Origin of the sequence: Haloferax larsenii (genome assembly GCF_024730625.1) — an archaeon.
Taxonomy (GTDB): Archaea; Halobacteriota; Halobacteria; order Halobacteriales; family Haloferacaceae; genus Haloferax; species Haloferax larsenii.
This window is the reverse complement of the sequence record NZ_CP078064.1, coordinates 117,264-132,142: the sequence shown is the minus strand read 5'-3', so window position 1 is coordinate 132,142 and position 14,879 is coordinate 117,264. Positions and strand designations below refer to the sequence as shown.

General features: G+C 57.6%; 17 protein-coding genes. 9 read left to right on the top strand and 8 right to left on the bottom strand.

Features of this window, described 5'->3' with window-relative positions:
- The first annotated feature begins 93 nt into the window (after nucleotides 1-93).
- The 3 genes from KU306_RS16440 to KU306_RS16430 all read left to right on the top strand — a co-directional run bounded on the left by KU306_RS16440 (nucleotide 94) and on the right by KU306_RS16430 (nucleotide 2,071).
- The gene (locus KU306_RS16440; RefSeq protein ID WP_258303638.1) at nucleotides 94-465 is read left to right on the top strand and encodes an ArsR/SmtB family transcription factor; all 372 of its coding nucleotides are present in this window, start codon (nucleotides 94-96) and stop codon (nucleotides 463-465) included.
- Nucleotide 466: 1 nt separating this feature from the next.
- Nucleotides 467-778, top strand: a complete 312-nt coding sequence (locus KU306_RS16435; RefSeq protein WP_007542361.1) for a DUF7521 family protein — start codon at nucleotides 467-469, stop codon at nucleotides 776-778.
- Nucleotides 779-934: 156 nt separating this feature from the next.
- On the top strand, nucleotides 935-2,071 hold the full coding sequence (locus KU306_RS16430) for a DUF5305 domain-containing protein (protein ID WP_258303637.1): 1,137 nt from the start codon (nucleotides 935-937) through the stop codon (nucleotides 2,069-2,071).
- 69 nt (nucleotides 2,072-2,140) lie between these two features.
- On the opposite strand, the gene KU306_RS16425 is transcribed toward KU306_RS16430, so the two are convergent.
- Nucleotides 2,141-3,349, bottom strand: a complete 1,209-nt coding sequence (locus KU306_RS16425) for a hypothetical protein (RefSeq protein WP_258303636.1) — start codon at nucleotides 3,347-3,349, stop codon at nucleotides 2,141-2,143.
- Between the two features lie 29 nt (nucleotides 3,350-3,378).
- Nucleotides 3,379-3,951 (bottom strand): TafE family fimbrial adapter protein, encoded by a 573-nt coding sequence (gene tafE / locus KU306_RS16420; RefSeq protein ID WP_074795813.1) that lies wholly within the window; start codon nucleotides 3,949-3,951, stop codon nucleotides 3,379-3,381.
- 125 nt (nucleotides 3,952-4,076) lie between these two features.
- On the opposite strand from tafE, the gene tafA reads away from it, so the two are divergent.
- The 3 genes from tafA to tafC all read left to right on the top strand — a co-directional run bounded on the left by tafA (nucleotide 4,077) and on the right by tafC (nucleotide 6,639).
- On the top strand, nucleotides 4,077-4,706 hold the full coding sequence (gene tafA / locus KU306_RS16415) for a fimbrial protein TafA (protein WP_258303635.1): 630 nt from the start codon (nucleotides 4,077-4,079) through the stop codon (nucleotides 4,704-4,706).
- A 217-nt stretch (nucleotides 4,707-4,923) separates the two neighbouring features.
- Nucleotides 4,924-5,484, top strand: a complete 561-nt coding sequence (locus KU306_RS16410) for a DUF7344 domain-containing protein (RefSeq protein WP_258303634.1) — start codon at nucleotides 4,924-4,926, stop codon at nucleotides 5,482-5,484.
- A gap of 54 nt (nucleotides 5,485-5,538) precedes the next feature.
- Nucleotides 5,539-6,639 carry a TafC family fimbrial protein gene (gene tafC / locus KU306_RS16405; protein ID WP_258303633.1) on the top strand — a complete coding sequence of 367 codons (1,101 nt, stop codon included), beginning with the start codon at nucleotides 5,539-5,541 and terminating at the stop codon, nucleotides 6,637-6,639.
- 22 nt (nucleotides 6,640-6,661) lie between these two features.
- Here the strand turns inward: tafC and KU306_RS16400 are convergent, their stop codons facing one another.
- Complete coding sequence (locus tag KU306_RS16400; RefSeq protein WP_258303632.1) at nucleotides 6,662-7,813, bottom strand: signal peptidase I; 1,152 nt, start codon at nucleotides 7,811-7,813, stop codon at nucleotides 6,662-6,664.
- A 62-nt stretch (nucleotides 7,814-7,875) separates the two neighbouring features.
- On the bottom strand, nucleotides 7,876-8,187 hold the full coding sequence (locus KU306_RS16395) for a DUF7964 domain-containing protein (RefSeq protein WP_007542336.1): 312 nt from the start codon (nucleotides 8,185-8,187) through the stop codon (nucleotides 7,876-7,878).
- A gap of 153 nt (nucleotides 8,188-8,340) precedes the next feature.
- Between KU306_RS16395 and lrp the strand changes: the two genes are divergently transcribed.
- Nucleotides 8,341-8,799: an HTH-type transcriptional regulator Lrp gene (gene lrp, locus KU306_RS16390; RefSeq protein WP_007542334.1), complete on the top strand. Its 459-nt coding sequence runs from the start codon at nucleotides 8,341-8,343 to the stop codon at nucleotides 8,797-8,799.
- Nucleotides 8,800-8,823: 24 nt separating this feature from the next.
- Here lrp and KU306_RS16385 read toward each other — a convergent pair whose 3' ends face one another.
- The 3 genes from KU306_RS16385 to KU306_RS16375 all read right to left on the bottom strand — a co-directional run bounded on the left by KU306_RS16385 (nucleotide 8,824) and on the right by KU306_RS16375 (nucleotide 12,926).
- A complete protein-coding gene (locus KU306_RS16385) occupies nucleotides 8,824-10,056 on the bottom strand; it encodes a Cdc6/Cdc18 family protein (protein WP_007542332.1) in 1,233 nt (410 codons plus the stop codon).
- A 672-nt stretch (nucleotides 10,057-10,728) separates the two neighbouring features.
- On the bottom strand, nucleotides 10,729-12,078 hold the full coding sequence (locus KU306_RS16380; RefSeq protein ID WP_258303631.1) for an NRAMP family divalent metal transporter: 1,350 nt from the start codon (nucleotides 12,076-12,078) through the stop codon (nucleotides 10,729-10,731).
- A gap of 158 nt (nucleotides 12,079-12,236) precedes the next feature.
- Nucleotides 12,237-12,926 carry a TenA family protein gene (locus tag KU306_RS16375; protein WP_258303630.1) on the bottom strand — a complete coding sequence of 230 codons (690 nt, stop codon included), beginning with the start codon at nucleotides 12,924-12,926 and terminating at the stop codon, nucleotides 12,237-12,239.
- A gap of 227 nt (nucleotides 12,927-13,153) precedes the next feature.
- On the opposite strand from KU306_RS16375, the gene sod reads away from it, so the two are divergent.
- Nucleotides 13,154-13,756, top strand: a complete 603-nt coding sequence (sod, locus tag KU306_RS16370) for a superoxide dismutase (protein ID WP_258303629.1) — start codon at nucleotides 13,154-13,156, stop codon at nucleotides 13,754-13,756.
- A 130-nt stretch (nucleotides 13,757-13,886) separates the two neighbouring features.
- Here the strand turns inward: sod and KU306_RS16365 are convergent, their stop codons facing one another.
- On the bottom strand, nucleotides 13,887-14,339 hold the full coding sequence (locus KU306_RS16365; RefSeq protein ID WP_258303628.1) for a hypothetical protein: 453 nt from the start codon (nucleotides 14,337-14,339) through the stop codon (nucleotides 13,887-13,889).
- A gap of 146 nt (nucleotides 14,340-14,485) precedes the next feature.
- On the opposite strand from KU306_RS16365, the gene tnpA reads away from it, so the two are divergent.
- Nucleotides 14,486-14,878: an IS200/IS605 family transposase gene (tnpA, locus tag KU306_RS16360; protein WP_258303627.1), complete on the top strand. Its 393-nt coding sequence runs from the start codon at nucleotides 14,486-14,488 to the stop codon at nucleotides 14,876-14,878.
- The last annotated feature ends 1 nt before the right edge of the window (nucleotide 14,879 follow it).

Here is a 14,879-nt window from a genome sequence, read left to right as displayed (position 1 = left end):
CCCTGCACTCCATTGTCGGCTCAGTCTCCCCCGAATCGCTGACCCCGAAACCGGTCAGGCTTTCTATTCGGCTTACAGTTCCACAGTCGAAGCGTGACTGAGGAGTCGGAGCTGAGTGAGATTCTCGACATCCTCAGCGACGAGTACGCCCGAGACATCCTCGCAGCAACAAGTATCAAACCCATGTCCGCCCAACAACTCGCCACCCAATGTGAGATGTCCAAGCCGACAGTCTACCGGCGGGTCGAACAATTACAGGAATACGGTCTTATCGAAGAACAAACGAAAGTCCAGAAGAGCGGTAACCACTACAAGGTCTATGCGGCTACACTCTCGGAGTTCTCTCTCGAATTGGACGTCGGAAGCTTCGAAGCGTCCGTGACTCGAACGACCCCAGAAGCGTTCCCCGGCCAAGAAGAAGACGACACTGCCGACCGATTCAAGAAAATGTGGGAGAACCTCTGAGATGGTTGGACTAACTGCGATACTCGACTGGCTCATCATCACGCTCGCCTTCGGTTCGACGCTCGTCGGCGGCTACGTTGGCTATCAAGCCTATCGCGGCTATCTCCGCCACGATAGCCGGACGATGCAGGCCTTGTCGCTGGGGCTGTTCTTCCTCACAGCCGTCGCGTTCAGCGTTGCCTTCGTCGGCTCGCTCCTCCTTCGAGAGGGCTACATTGGACTGCAATACCAGCGCCCGCTGACACTCGCCACGCGGACGTTCCAGTTCCTCGGTGTCCTCCTCATCGCCTATTCGTTACACTCTCGGGAGTGACGCTCTCCACGTACGTGTTGCTCTCCCACCTCATTTTTGCGCTTCTTGTCTCAGTTTCGTGCCTCTTGTCTCGGTTTCGCGCTTCGAAATCGCTGAACCCGTCCCGCCGCCAATCTGTATCAAACCTTATCTACCCCACTCGACGTTTCATATTCTATGAGTGGTCGGCGACGTGACATCACGAAGACAATTATCGATAATTTCGATCTTATTCTCGTCTGTCTACTGGTCGTCGGACTACTCGGCGGGTACATGACGTACACGACCCACGTCGCCCCGGAAACCGAGACAGTTACTCGGCAACTCTCCTCGTGGCAGTCCAGCGGCTCGTACACACACAACGCGACAGTCCGCAATGGAACGTCGGCGTTCGCCGAGGGAACTGTCCTCCGAGACCGGTCAGTCTACGTGACTCACGTCGCTCCCGTACTGACCGGGTCGTTCACCTATACGTACGGAGTCAGCAACAAGAGCGACCTCGCCGCGGAGACGACAGTAGTGGTGCGGTATCGGTCGGTCGATTCGGCCGGTTCGTCCGACGAAGTCGTCTACTGGCAGGTCGAGCGTGAACTCGCCCAAAAGCGAGACGAGTCACTCACGCCAGACGAACGTCTCTCGGTTCCCTTCTCACTGAACGTCAGCGACGCGACTGAAACCGTTCGTCGCATCGACCGTGAACACGGTGGGACGCCCGGCCAACTCGACGTGATGATTGTCACACGGGTCGAGCTATCGGGCACTCGGAACGGACAGGAAGTGGACACGACTCGAACGTATCGCCTCCCGGTCGTTCCGAGACAGAACAGTTACCGCGTCGAGGACCCCGGACGAATCAACCACGGTGACGAGAGAACCGCAGACGTGACCGTGACGCCCGACTACGGCCTTCTCCGACAGGTCGGCAGTCCAGTGCTGTTCTTGCTCGGCGTGGTCGCCGCGGGCGGTCTCGTCGCTGCGCGGTCGACCGGTCGGCTCTCGCTCACTGACCGCGAAGAAGAGTGGCTGGCGTATCAGTCGGCCCGCGAGGAGTTCGACGACTGGATTACAGTCGGGAAAATCAAACCCGTCGGAGAGACTGTCTGGTCTGTCGAAGTCGATTCCCTCGAAGGGCTGGTCGACGTCGCCATCGACACGGATAACCGCGTCATCGAACAGCGAGAGGGCGACGAATTTGTCGTATTTACCGGCGACCGACTGTTTCGATATCAAAAGCCTCCGAAGCCAGAGACCGGCGGGGAATTCCTTTGGAACGACGACTCGCAGGTCGACAACTCGAAGGTCGACGACTCCTGACGACTCGGTTGACTCCTGACGAACAACTCGGTTCGGCCCGACGCGACTCAGCCAGTCGCTCGGCCTAAGCTACTCTGATTCGAGTGGGTCACCATCCACACCGTGGCTGGTAAGCTGAATGTTCGGCACGCGTCTGTAGCCCGACGTACTTCCGGCGATGACCGAAAAGCCGAGGGTGCCAACGAGTTGTGGGACGCCGGTGATGCCAGCACTCGCGAGGGCGAACGAGACCAGTACCGAGAGGACGACGACAACCACACCTACTGCGGCCTCGCGCAGAAGAACGTCTCTCAGCCGACGACGTCGCACAGACTGTTGTGTCTTGAAGACGGGCAGCACGTCCCGAAGTCGCGTCTGGACGAGGTAGTTCGACAGCACGGCAGCAAACCCACCGAGTGGGAACCACCACAGCCACGAAACACCGAAGACGGGACTGAGTCCGGGGATAAATCCACTCAGTTCGGTGGGCTGTTCAGCGCCGTCTGTCGGCCTCGACGACTGCCCGTCGTCGATGGAGTCGCCATCGTCCGACTCAGGAGCACTGGTGACGACGGAGCCATCGCTCGTGTTCTTATCGCCGGACTGTTCGGGAGTAGTCGCGGTAGTGGTAAGGGTACCTTGGGTGCCCGAGTCGTTCGACGCATCGTCACCAATCGTTCCGCTATCGACACCGCCGGAACCACCGTTGTCGCTTCCGCCAGTGCTACCGCCGGCAGAGCCTCCGTCGTCACCGTCACCATCGCCACCACCGCCGCCGCCCGAACCGCCACCGCTGCCGCCCGAGCCGCCGGACCCTCCGCCAGAGTTGGACCCCGATTCAGGGACGGTGGCTTCGACGGTGATTTCACCCGTGAAATCGCGGTCCTCGGGGATGACAGTGACGCCGAGCAACACCGACTCGTCCGGGCGAAGCTGTATGGGCTCACCCTCGACGCGCTCGCCGGTGTCCATCCGATGAATCGTTATCCGCTCGCTATCGGTCCTGAGTCGAACCGTCGTACTGTTGTTGCTGTTTTCGTAGCCAGCGAATCCAACGACGAAGAGGTCGTTCACTCGCGTGTGGCTGTTCGGAAGGACCGGAGAGAGATGGATTCGGATGCGTCCAGCGTCGTCGTACTCGACGTAGCGGTTGCCGTTGTCGGTGTCTGCCGCGGTGAGATACACCCCAGAATCGGACGCTGGTGCAATCTCGTCGCCACCCGTGAAGGCACCCGTCGCTAAGACTGTGCCGCTGAGAACTGCGGCGAGGGCGACGAGGGCGACGAGGGTACGGTTCATACTCGCGGGGACCTACAGTGGCTCGCCCGTCAGTTGTTCGTCGCTTCCACGACGAACGTCACCGACTCGATATCGTCGAGGCTGCTCCCGTCGACGTTATCGTCCAGGAGATCGACGACGATGTCGACCTCGACGACGTCAGCGTTCTGCCCACCGTTTCCGTCGGGACCGAGTTCGATTGCGTTCCCGGACGTTCCGTCTCCGACGATAGACGCGTCGTCGACGCGGAAGTCGAGAACGTCGCCGTTACTCGGGTCGTCACCGACGCCATCAGTGCTCCCGTCGACGTACAGGTTGACTGTGTTACTGCCGTTGTTGTCGATTTCGAGTGCGTCAGTGAACGTCGTCTTCGCGCGCTCGTTGAGGTTCGTCTCCTCGAACTTGATCACGTCGACGGACTCGCTCGTATCTGTTCCGATAATCGTTCCCGCACCAACACCACTTCCCTTGTCGAAGCTTACCTGTGCCGAGCCGCTGTCACTGGAAACGTTGAGGTCGACGTTACGGTCTGCCTCGATAGAAGTGAACGCACCGGAGCCGAAGACGGCACCTGTTCCGACGCTTGCGGCACCGATACTGAGTAAGAGACTTCTGCGATTCATCTTACCCGAACTCTCTCCTACATGGGCTTATTACTGAACAGCATTAGCCCCCTTAATCAGTGGTTTAGCCCAGCTAACGCCAGTCATTAGTAAGTCATCACTTTTCGAAGGGTGCAGGTATGAAGATGAACCGCAGAAGTGTCCTCGGACTCATCGGGACGATTGGTATCGGAACTGGTGCGGCATTCGGCTCTGGCGCATTTAGCACAGTCGAGGCGACACGCGAAGTCGAAGTCAACGTGGTCGGCGTCGACGACGACGGGAACGAAGACGGGTCGGAGATTGCAGACAACTTCACGGACGTGCTGGTCGACGCGTCTTCCGACGAAGTCGCACTGCGCAGCAGCGACGGAACGCTCGTCACAGACCCCACGACGCTGTTCCCCACGGCGAGTGACACGCTCGATGCGAACGGAAGCGCAGACATCGACGAGAACTACGTGAGCCTCATCGCCAACGACGTGACTGTCGTCTTCGGATACGAAGATGGGAGTACCGACGAGCGTCTGATGCCTAACAGCACGTACACCTACCCCACTGGCTTCTTCACGCTGGTCAACAACGACGATGGCAGCGGGCAGGCCTTCTCCGTCGAACTCGAATCTGGTGGCACGTTCCTCACCGAGATTGGCGGCAGCAACCCCTACAGCGAAGACGTCGCGGCCGATGCGACGTCCGAACTGAGTGCCAAACTCGAAACTGGCGACACCGGGACGGAGAGTGAAACGCTGACCATCACGATCAACGAAGCCTAATCGGTCCTCACGCCCTCACGGCGGATATGGATACTCGCTTGGGTTGTCTGTCGGCGTTCGTCTCGCTACTCTGCTGACGGTCAGTTGGAGAGTTGGTTGGTGTCTTCCTTCGCCACGTTGGGAGACACTGTTTGTATGACATATGGTTGCCATTGACAATATCAAAATGCAGAATGTAACGAGAACACGTATTACTTTCACTACTGAAGGGACACATATGGCGCAGTTGGAGCAGAGAGACTCCGGTGAGAGACCCGTCCCGCGTGACGAGGTCCACGGTCTCTTGAGTAGCCACCGCCGTCGGTATGCCCTCCACGCGATCAAACAAGCAGACGGGCCAACTGAACTCTCGAACCTCGCAGAACAAGTCGCAGCGTGGGAAAACGGAAAGGCCGTCCGGGAAGTCACGTCCACCGAGCGACATCGCGTGTACACCTCGATGCAACAGACCCACCTCCCGGCGTTGGAACGTGCGGGTGTCATCACTCACGATAACGGAACTATCACGCTGACCGAACAGGCGACAGATTTGGATGTCTATCTGGACGTCGTGCCGGGTAACTCGATTCCGTGGGCCGAATACTACCTCGGGCTCTCGGCAGTGGCGATTAGCCTCGTCGCGGCCGTCTGGGTTGGCGTGTTTCCCGCGTGGATTCCACAACTGGTGTGGGCCGCGATTATTTCGCTTCTCTTCATGGGCTCTGCGGCGTATCACGTCTACCAGAATCGGCGTATGCGGTTGGGAGAGACCGACAAACCACCAGAACTCATGGAATGACGAATCGCTCACCGAGGCGCAAAGAATGACGAATACACTCCCAGAAATTCACGGATGACGAAGAAGTGGACTCGGCGGGGCGCACTCGCGTTTCTCGCCTCCGGCGCGGGGATGCTCGCTGTCGATACCGCCGGGTTCACGACGATTAACGCCGACCGAGCAAGCACCCTTCGAACAGAGGCTGATTCGAACGCCCTTCTCGGAGTTGGTGACACGCATGTGGAAGGCAGTGACGGCGACAGCGTGACACTCACCACGCTGACGAATCGATTCGACGTGCCACTCACGTGGTTCCACGTCGACGTGCCACTCGGCGCGCCGATACGCGATGTCGAGACGCCGAGACAACTCGCCCCCGGTGAAGAGGGCGACATCGAAGCCACGCTGTCGTGTTCCCGAGAAGAGACGACGTCTGTCGAACTCACCATCTCTGCAGGCGGCAATGATCAAGAAGTCGAACTCACACGGGACTTCACCGTCGTGTGCGACGACCCCCAAGTCGCCAGATGGACGTTCAGCGAGCCCAAGAACACCAGCACTCTCGACGACGAATGGGGCTCCCACACTGCGCGACGAAGTCGCTCTACGTGGCCGCAGACGTGGCCGAGAAACGCCGTACCCAAAAACAGGACGTTGCGCTTCAACGGTAATCGCGACGTCGTGACGGTCCGAGACGACGACGAGTTAGACCTGACGTCTGACTTTACGCTCTCTATCTGGGTTCGGTACTGGGAGAACCCAAGCCACGACCTAGCGAGGTTGTTTAGCAAGTGGAATTCGGTCGGCGATGAAAGCTATCAGTTCTTCATCGCCGAGCGACCGTTCAGCGATAGGGACCACGAAATTGTAATCGAGACCACAGAGCGATACGAACTCACTGGCATTTCAGTTCGGGAGGGCCATTGGCAGCTTCTGACGTGGACACACAGTGACGAACGAGACCACGTGTACGTCAACGAAGCTTGCTACGACGTTCCGAGTGTTCCCGATGCACAACCATCGGAGCAACCACTCCGTATCGGGAACGGACTCGACCACGGAGGGAATCTCGACTATGGATTTACGGGACTGTTAGACGACGCCCGTATCTACAGTCGAGAGTTGAAGCCGGAAGAAGTGCGGAATCTCTACTATCACGGAAACATCGATGGGTAGGTGCGTTGGGTCCCCGATTTACTCATTTGAACAGGCGCTTTAGCCGACGTGTGAGCGGAAGGTCGCGGCTCGTATCTCGAAGACGCTTCGAGCCGAACCCGAAGACTGCACCGACCATCGCAGAGACACTCAAGAGTATGAGTACGTTGAATGCGGCGATAGCCACGACCGGATGAATCGAGTGCAACTGTTCGATGATGCCTGGAGGAAGTATCAGGAAGTATCGCCGCTCGGTAATCGTGACGACGGTTTGCTTTTGCGGCGGCGGTGCTGTCACGAAGAGCGTCGCTGTCGCCGATTTACCACGGGGAACGACGAGCCTGTGTTGGCTCATCTCCGCGTCCGGGTGGGTCGTTTCGAGGAAGATGAGCATCGTCACGAGTCCGCCGTTCTTCGCGGTGAACCCGTTTTCGACCTGGTCACCGGGCTGGATGTCATCTGACAGGTCGTCTCCATCGACAGCGACCTGATGTGTCCCGCTCGGTGCCAACATTGCGGCGTTCGCCGGGACGAGCACCAGGAATGCCAACCCGAGAGCGACCCACCGGCCGTCGATGGCGTCGCTGTCAGTTCGCGACCGCTTTCGGTCTCGGCGTCTCTGTTGTCCGTCGCGTAAATCGTCGACGAATATGAAGAGAAACAAGACGAGTCCGACGGAGATAAACAGGCCACTGAGCCCCTGTGAGCCAAACGGTGAATCGACACCGAGTGCAGTCGTCAACGCCGTTTGCGCACCAGACACGGTGTTTCGAACCGTCGCGATGGCAGTCCCCAGCCCCGGGATTCGAATCACGTTGCCGTTTATCTGGAGGGCCGTCGCGACGATTCTGTCTTCTGTGACCACCGGTTCGTCGCTGCTTTGGTCCCGAAACGGATTATTGTCTCCTTTCGTGATATAGCCCCGCTCGGTCTCTTCGACGACACGGTGTGTCGTCAGCCCACCCCCTTGCAGTTCGACGGCGTTGAAGACGATGACATCACCCGGTTCGATTTCACCAACGAATGGCTCAGGGACAGCGACGAAGGCATCTCCCGTGTGCAGCGTCGGCGACATGCTCCCAGAGGTGACGTACCCCAGAAGGACGGGTTGGCCGAGGAGTTGACCCACCACGAGTGAGATGACCACAATCGTGGCCACGACGGTGAAAAAGTCCTCTGCGAACTGCCGCAACATATCTTCTCTTCTTAGTTGTAGGGTTTCAAACTAGCGGAGGTCACACCGACGAGCGTCACTTGCTACGAGAGTTGGTGTTCCGCGACCTCGGTGACCGACTCGATAGTGTCTGTAAGTTGGTCCTCGACTTCGTATTCTTCCGAATGCTCGATTTCCCATCCATTCCCAGGAGAGCGTGTGACGTAGAGAACTTCTCTCTGGGTAGCTAAGATGATATCATCGACGTGTGGCGGCTCGAACCCCGTCGAATTAGTAGATTTGATTGCAACTGGGACCGCTCTGCAGATGCCCTCCTCGGACTCGAACTGACCGACCGCATCAGGAGAAAGCGGAACGTCCGGGAGCAGGTCCAAAGCAGGTATATCAATCGGCATAGATTAATTTTCCAACTCAACATACATCAATCTGACTACAAAATGGCACGAAGTCGTCGGCGTGAACCGGTCCAATAGCTTGGACTTCCGAAAGCGACGAACGTAATTTTACATTCACAAATTTCAAATGAGTACCTTCCGGAATGTACGATAATGACGTACGAGAACCTCGACCCCAAGCTTGTGAATGCGCTTCTCGACGACGGTCGGACGAGTCTTCGGAATCTCGCAGAGGAACTCGATGTCTCGGTGACGACCGTCTCGAATCACCTTCGAGACCTCGAAGAAGAGGGTGTCATCGAAGGGTACACACCGCGTGTCAACTACGACGCGCTCGGCTACGACGTAACGGGGATTATCCAACTGAAAGTGGAAGGTCGTTCGCTCACCGAAGTGAGTGAGTTGCTCGAATCCCAACGCCAGATTATCTCCGTCTACGAGACGACCGGCGACCACGACGTGACTGCCGTCGGGAAATTCCGCGATACCGACGACATGAACACGCAAATCAAGGCGCTGCTCCAAGACGTGGATATTCGAGAGTCGAACACGAGCGTCACACTCAACGTGGTCACCGAAAGCGAACAGTTCGAACTCGACCTCGACGAGTAGTTCGTTTTCGGCCGGACGAGACCGCTATTCTAGCGTCGAAATTCGACTGTCTCGAAGTAACACCCGCTTTACGATATCGGGGTCTTCGAGTAATCGGTGGGTCCCGTGGACGCCCTGTCCTCGCCCGCGACCCCGGACTTCCGATTGAATCACGTTCAGGAAGTCGAGTTCCTGAAGCAGTTCTTGGACACGTCGCTCCGAGAGTTGGTCTAAGTCGAGTTCGTCAGCGACTTCGAGGTACTGGCGATAAATCTTGTTCGTAGTGATTTCGGCCGTTTTTCGTCCGCCCGTCCGAAGGACGAGTGAGTACAGTACCGCCTTCGACTGCGTGGCAGTTCCCTCGATGAGTTCGCTGAACCGGTCGGCCTCACTCTTTTCTTTCGCAGCACGGACGTGTTCGTCGGTGACTTGTTCAGACCCTTCCTTTCGTGCGATTCGGCCCGCATTACGGAGGATATCGATGGCCTTGCGGGCATCGCCGTGTTCCTGTGCGGCGAGTGCGCTCGCGAGTGGAATCACATCTTCCGTCAACACACCGGGCTTGAACGCATCGCGCCGGTTTTCGAGGATTTCCCGGAGTTGATTCGCGTCGTACGACGGAAAGACAAGTTCGTCGTGGGAGAAACTCGACTTGACGCGTTCTGTGAGTTCCTCAGGGTAGTCGATCTTGTTGGAGATACCGACGATTCCGAGGCGGGAGTCCACGATTTTTTGATTCTCGCCCGCGCGCGAGAGTTTTCGAAGTACCTCGTCGTCACGTAGCATGTCGATTTCGTCGAGAATGACGATTGTAACGTCCGAGCACGTGTCGAGGACTTGCCACAGACGGTTGTAGTAATCACCAGTAGAGAGACCACGCTCGGGAATCGTCATCCCACTCTTGTTGGGGTCGTTGATCTGTGAGGCGAGCGTTTTGATTACAGATGCCTCGGTGTTCTGCTCACCACAGTCGATGACTGCAGTGTTGACCTCGACCGATTCGCGAGCAGCCTCGTTCTGTAACCGCTCGCTTACGAGCCGAGCGGTGAGCGTCTTTCCCGAGCCAGTTTTCCCGAAGATAAAGAGATGTGTCGGTTCACGACCGAAAATTGCCGGATTGAGTGCCTGAGCGACCTTTGCCATATGCTCGTCACGGCCAACAATTTTATCGGGTCCCGGAAGGTGTGATATCTTGAGAATATCTTCATTCGCGAAGATAGGTTGATCGTATCGGAAGAGGGGGTCTCGGTCACCACCCTCAGCCTCGTCCGTAGTCATGTAGCTTCGATATTCAGACCCACCATAATAAACTTGAGGGGGTGGCTTCGCGTTTGTAAATTCTCCTAATACAGCATCACGAAACGTTGTATTGCCTGATTCAATTAGGTCTACATTTTTAGTGGTTCCGCGCAAGTAAGCGTCAGACACCACCCTCGCGTTTGTAACAGAGGAGGGTACCCTCGCGAGTGTAACGAGTGAGGTTGTGGGGGGAAGGACCACCCTCGCGAATGTAAGTGTGACGTGAGGGACTACCCTCGCGAATGTAAATTCGTGAAGATTGGCGTAGTTCAGACGCATCATAGGGGTGGTTCAGACACACCACCCTCGCGAATGTAACGCAAATAGGAGGGTGGGGGTCGAGCGAAACGGTGGGAAAGTGGCAGAAGTCACCGCGAAATTACAAACGCGAGGGTGGTGTGTGTGCCGAAAATCTCTAGGGTCTCTCGTAGCTGTTACAAACGCGAGGGTGGTGTGTGTGCCAAACACCGACAATCTAGTTAGCTAGACAACAGATGATGCTGAGAAATAAACTACACACAACAAAATAAAAATTATAACATAACAAAATCAGAATATAATGGGGCGTGTTAGCTAGCGTTCTGTTGCTTTCGATAGCTACCTAACCACCGTGGGATAGGATAGGATAGGATAGGATAGGAAGACTACCGACTAAACGAGTTCTTCCCGGACGAACTTGACTCCGAGAACGAGACTGGCCACTCCGAGTCCACCGGCGAAGACGACAACGAACAACGTGATTGGGTCTCCAACTCCGCTTGCAGCCTGCTCCCGAACGAACGACCCCGCAAGAACCGACGTGATAGCGATGAGCACGAGTCCAGCACCGTTAGCAATCCGGGAATTCTTCATCGGCACCACCTCCGACTTGTTCAGCAAGTATAGGACGAGAACGAGTGCAAATGGGGTGCCGACGAGTCCGAACGCTAGCACGAGAATGAGAAGCGGGAAGAACGCACCACCGATGAATGCGCCACCCGCACTAAGCAGTGCAACGACCGCGAGCAGACCACGGTACCGCGAATCAGAGACATCGGTCTCCCAGTCGAGTTTGTCGGCGACGAGGTAGGGCGGGACGACGGTGTTTCCACCGAGTGTCGAGACGGCCGCACCCCAGAGACCAACGAGGAACAGCCACTTCGCGTTTGTTCCGACGAGCGGACCGAGAGCCTGAGCTGCGTCGATAGCGGTCAACCCACTCGCTTGGACATCGGGGTTGTGCAGCACGCCGGCGGCAACGAGGAAGATTGCGAGACTGTAGACTCCGAATGCGACGAGCATCGACGCGCCGATGTCGAACGTGGCGAGACCGTAGTTTTTCCGAGTCCACTCACGCGCCCGCATGGTGTAGAACTGCATCGTCACGAGCGTAACGTGAACGGCACCACCGAGAATACCAGCGGCGACAAGCGCACCGTCGACCCCGCCTGGAATCGTCGGGACGAGCCCACTCGCGGCGGCATTGGGGTCGATGGGAACGACGAACGTCGACGCGAGGAACGCGACGACGACACCACTCACGAGTACCTTTGCACCGAGTTCGACGACCCGGTACCCGCGTCCAGCGAGTCCGGCGGCGAGGATAACTGCCCACGTGACACCCCAGATTCGGGCGTCGATTCCTGTGACTGTCTCTGAAACGCTCGCGACTGTTTTCATGATGATTAGCTGGGCGAGACCGGCGGCGAGGACGACGTCGGCGACGAGAATCCACGCCCATCGGTCACCCAGTGTCTCTTCGACGATGGAGACGATTCCGGACTCGGTGAGGAGACCGAGTCGCATCGAGAGGTACTGTGCTCCCGCACCGAGAACTGCCGAGAGGATGACGACCCAAAGAAGGTCGTAGCCGAACGTTGCACCCGCGGTGATGAGACTCGCCATCGTCGCGGGACCGGCGGCGATTGCTCCGGCAACCCACGACGGACCCATCCCAGAGAGATATTCGCCGAGGCGGCCGCGAGTTGCGGCCCAAACGGTGTACTGTGTTTCTTCGCTCATGCTCTCGGACTCTCCTCCACTCACGCAATAATGTTTCTACTTGGTGGTATCACTTGGTAATTATTCGTTGAAACGTGGTGATTATTCGTCGAACCCCACATGCTGGGCGAACCGGCTAGATTCAGTACGCGACTCTTGGATTCAGCCCACGACTAGCCCTACTCGCACGCGAGGTCGAAGAAACGCACTTCGAGGTCGACGACGCGGCGGAAGTGGCGCTCGACGAGTGATTGTCGGCGGGCGCTCAACTCCGGTCCGTATCGGTCGAGTTCGCGTCGCAACCACTCGACGAAGGCCTCGAACTCGGGAACTGCGTGGAGGTCTATCCATTCCCGATAGTAGAACCGACCGGGGTCGGCGTCAGCCACGCGCTGTCCCCACGACAGATACACCCACTCTGCCGGGAGGAGTACTGAGAGGGCTTCTGCGTACCCTCCTTCGGTGGCGGCACGCGTCAGAAGGTCTTCGAACGCCATGGTCACAGGCTCGCGCTGGGGATTCTCGTACTCCTCTGTCGGAATCGACAGCGCCTCGAACGAACGTTGGAAGTAATCGTTCTCGTCGGCGGTCAGCGTCCCCAAGAAATCGGCCAACTGACCTTTGGCGTGCATCGTTGGCGCGTGGCCGACGGTGTGGCCCACGAGTCCGGTCAGTGTCTCGACGAACGCGTAGTCTTGAACGAGGTATCTGCTGAAGGCATCCTCGTCGAGCGTTCCAGCACCGAGTTCCTCGACGAACCGGTGTTCGACTGCGTTCGTCCACTCGGGTTCTGCTCGCGCTCGTAACCATTCTGTGAATCGTGCGTCTGGATTTTCGGCTGCGTACGCTTCGAACGTCGATGCCGTCATCGTGCCACCCGAACAGTCGCCATCTCTTCTTCGTTCTCGGTCGTACGTTGGTCCGTTCTTGTCATACGTGCCGGTCTCTTCGATTCCCGAAAAGTATTATGACTGGGTTGTACCACCAATTTTAACTGCATAATGCACGTCCAGCGAAAAATATCAAGTTCTCTACGTAAAACGGATTCAGGGAAACTACATGTGGTTACGAACCCACGTCCAAGTTGGGATTTACAATGACGAACTACGAACTCGACCCGCTTCCGTACGAGTACGACGCGCTTGAACCACACATTTCCGAGCAGGTGCTGACGTGGCATCACGACACCCACCATCAGGGCTACGTCAACGGCTGGAATGCCGCTGAGGAGACACTCGAAGCGAACCGCGAGGCTGGCGAGTTCGGCTCGTCCGCCGGCGCGCTCCGTAACGTCACCCACAACGGCTCCGGACACATTCTCCACGACCTCTTCTGGCAGAACATGTCGCCGGAGGGTGGCGACGAGCCTGCGGGTGCGCTCGCAGACCGCATCGCGGAGGACTTCGGCTCCTACGAAGCCTGGAAGGGTGAATTCGAAGCCGCAGCCGGTGCCGCCGGCGGCTGGGCACTGCTGGTGTACGACTCGTTCTCGAACCAGCTTCGAAACGTCGTCGTCGACAAGCACGACCAGGGCGCACTCTGGGGCAGCCACCCGATTCTGGCGCTGGACGTCTGGGAACACTCCTACTACCACGACTACGGCCCGGCCCGCGGTGACTTCGTCTCGGCGTTCTTCGAAGTCGTCGACTGGGACGAACCTGCATCCCGCTACGAGCAGGCCGTCGAACTCTTCGAGTAACTAGACTCGACGCCTCTCGATTTTTTGCATCCTAGCTACTCACGAGGAGTTCTGCTAATCGCCGCTGACTGAGCGTCGATTTACCGCTGGGAGGTATCGTACGATTTACCGCTGAGAGGTACCGTACGATTTACCGCTGGGCTGCGCCATACACCACTAGTGCACCCACCAATCCGAGGTGGCTGACGATTACGAGACCCAGCATATTCTCGTCGGACCACTCGCCAAATGGAATCACAGCGAACACCCCGATACCGACGACAGCCAATACGAGTGCCAGAAGACGGTCGTACTTCGGGTCGTACTCCCACTTCGCGAGGCGCTCTAACGCCTCGGACCGTGCTGGACGTCGTCGACGGACGATTCCGTCACTCGTTCGGACGGCATCGAACTGTCTTCGAACCCGAACGAGCAACCAACCGACGCCAGACGCACCTATAGCACCCGATGCCACGTCGAGTGTGGGGTCTGTGAGTGCGATACCCGCTCCGACGAGAACGGGTATGGTGAACACGACGGCCATCTCGAAGATATCGATTAGTGGCGCGTCGGATTCGTCGTCTACTGCTTGTTGGTCACTCACTGTCTTTTTTTCAAGGCGAGAATCCCGCCGTTTACGGCGGGCGTGAAGCCGACAACTCCTACACGAACCACCATCGGTCTCAGGCCGAATACCCCACGACTACGAACCTTTATTGGAATTGGGTGTGTAGGAATCAGTACGACCAAATGAAGTATAACCTCGAAACCGGGTCGCACACGGTCTACGCGCTCCAATATCACTTCGTGACCGTTACGAAGTACCGCGCAGACCTACTCACCGACGAAATCGCAGAACGTATCGGTGAGATTGCCAGCGACATCTCAGAGGACTTCGGCGTGAACGTCCAGAACGTCAACGGCGGAAGCGACCACGTTCACATTCTCTTCACGGCGAAACCAACGACCGACCTCACCAAGTTCATCAACTCGCTCAAAGGCGTCTCGTCTCGCAAGATTCGAGACGAGTACCCCGAGACTCGGCAGGCGCTCGACAGCGCGTTCTGGCAATCGGGATACTTCCTCGCCACCACCGGACAGGTGAGCATCGACGTGCTGATGGAGTACGTGGAGGAACAGTAGC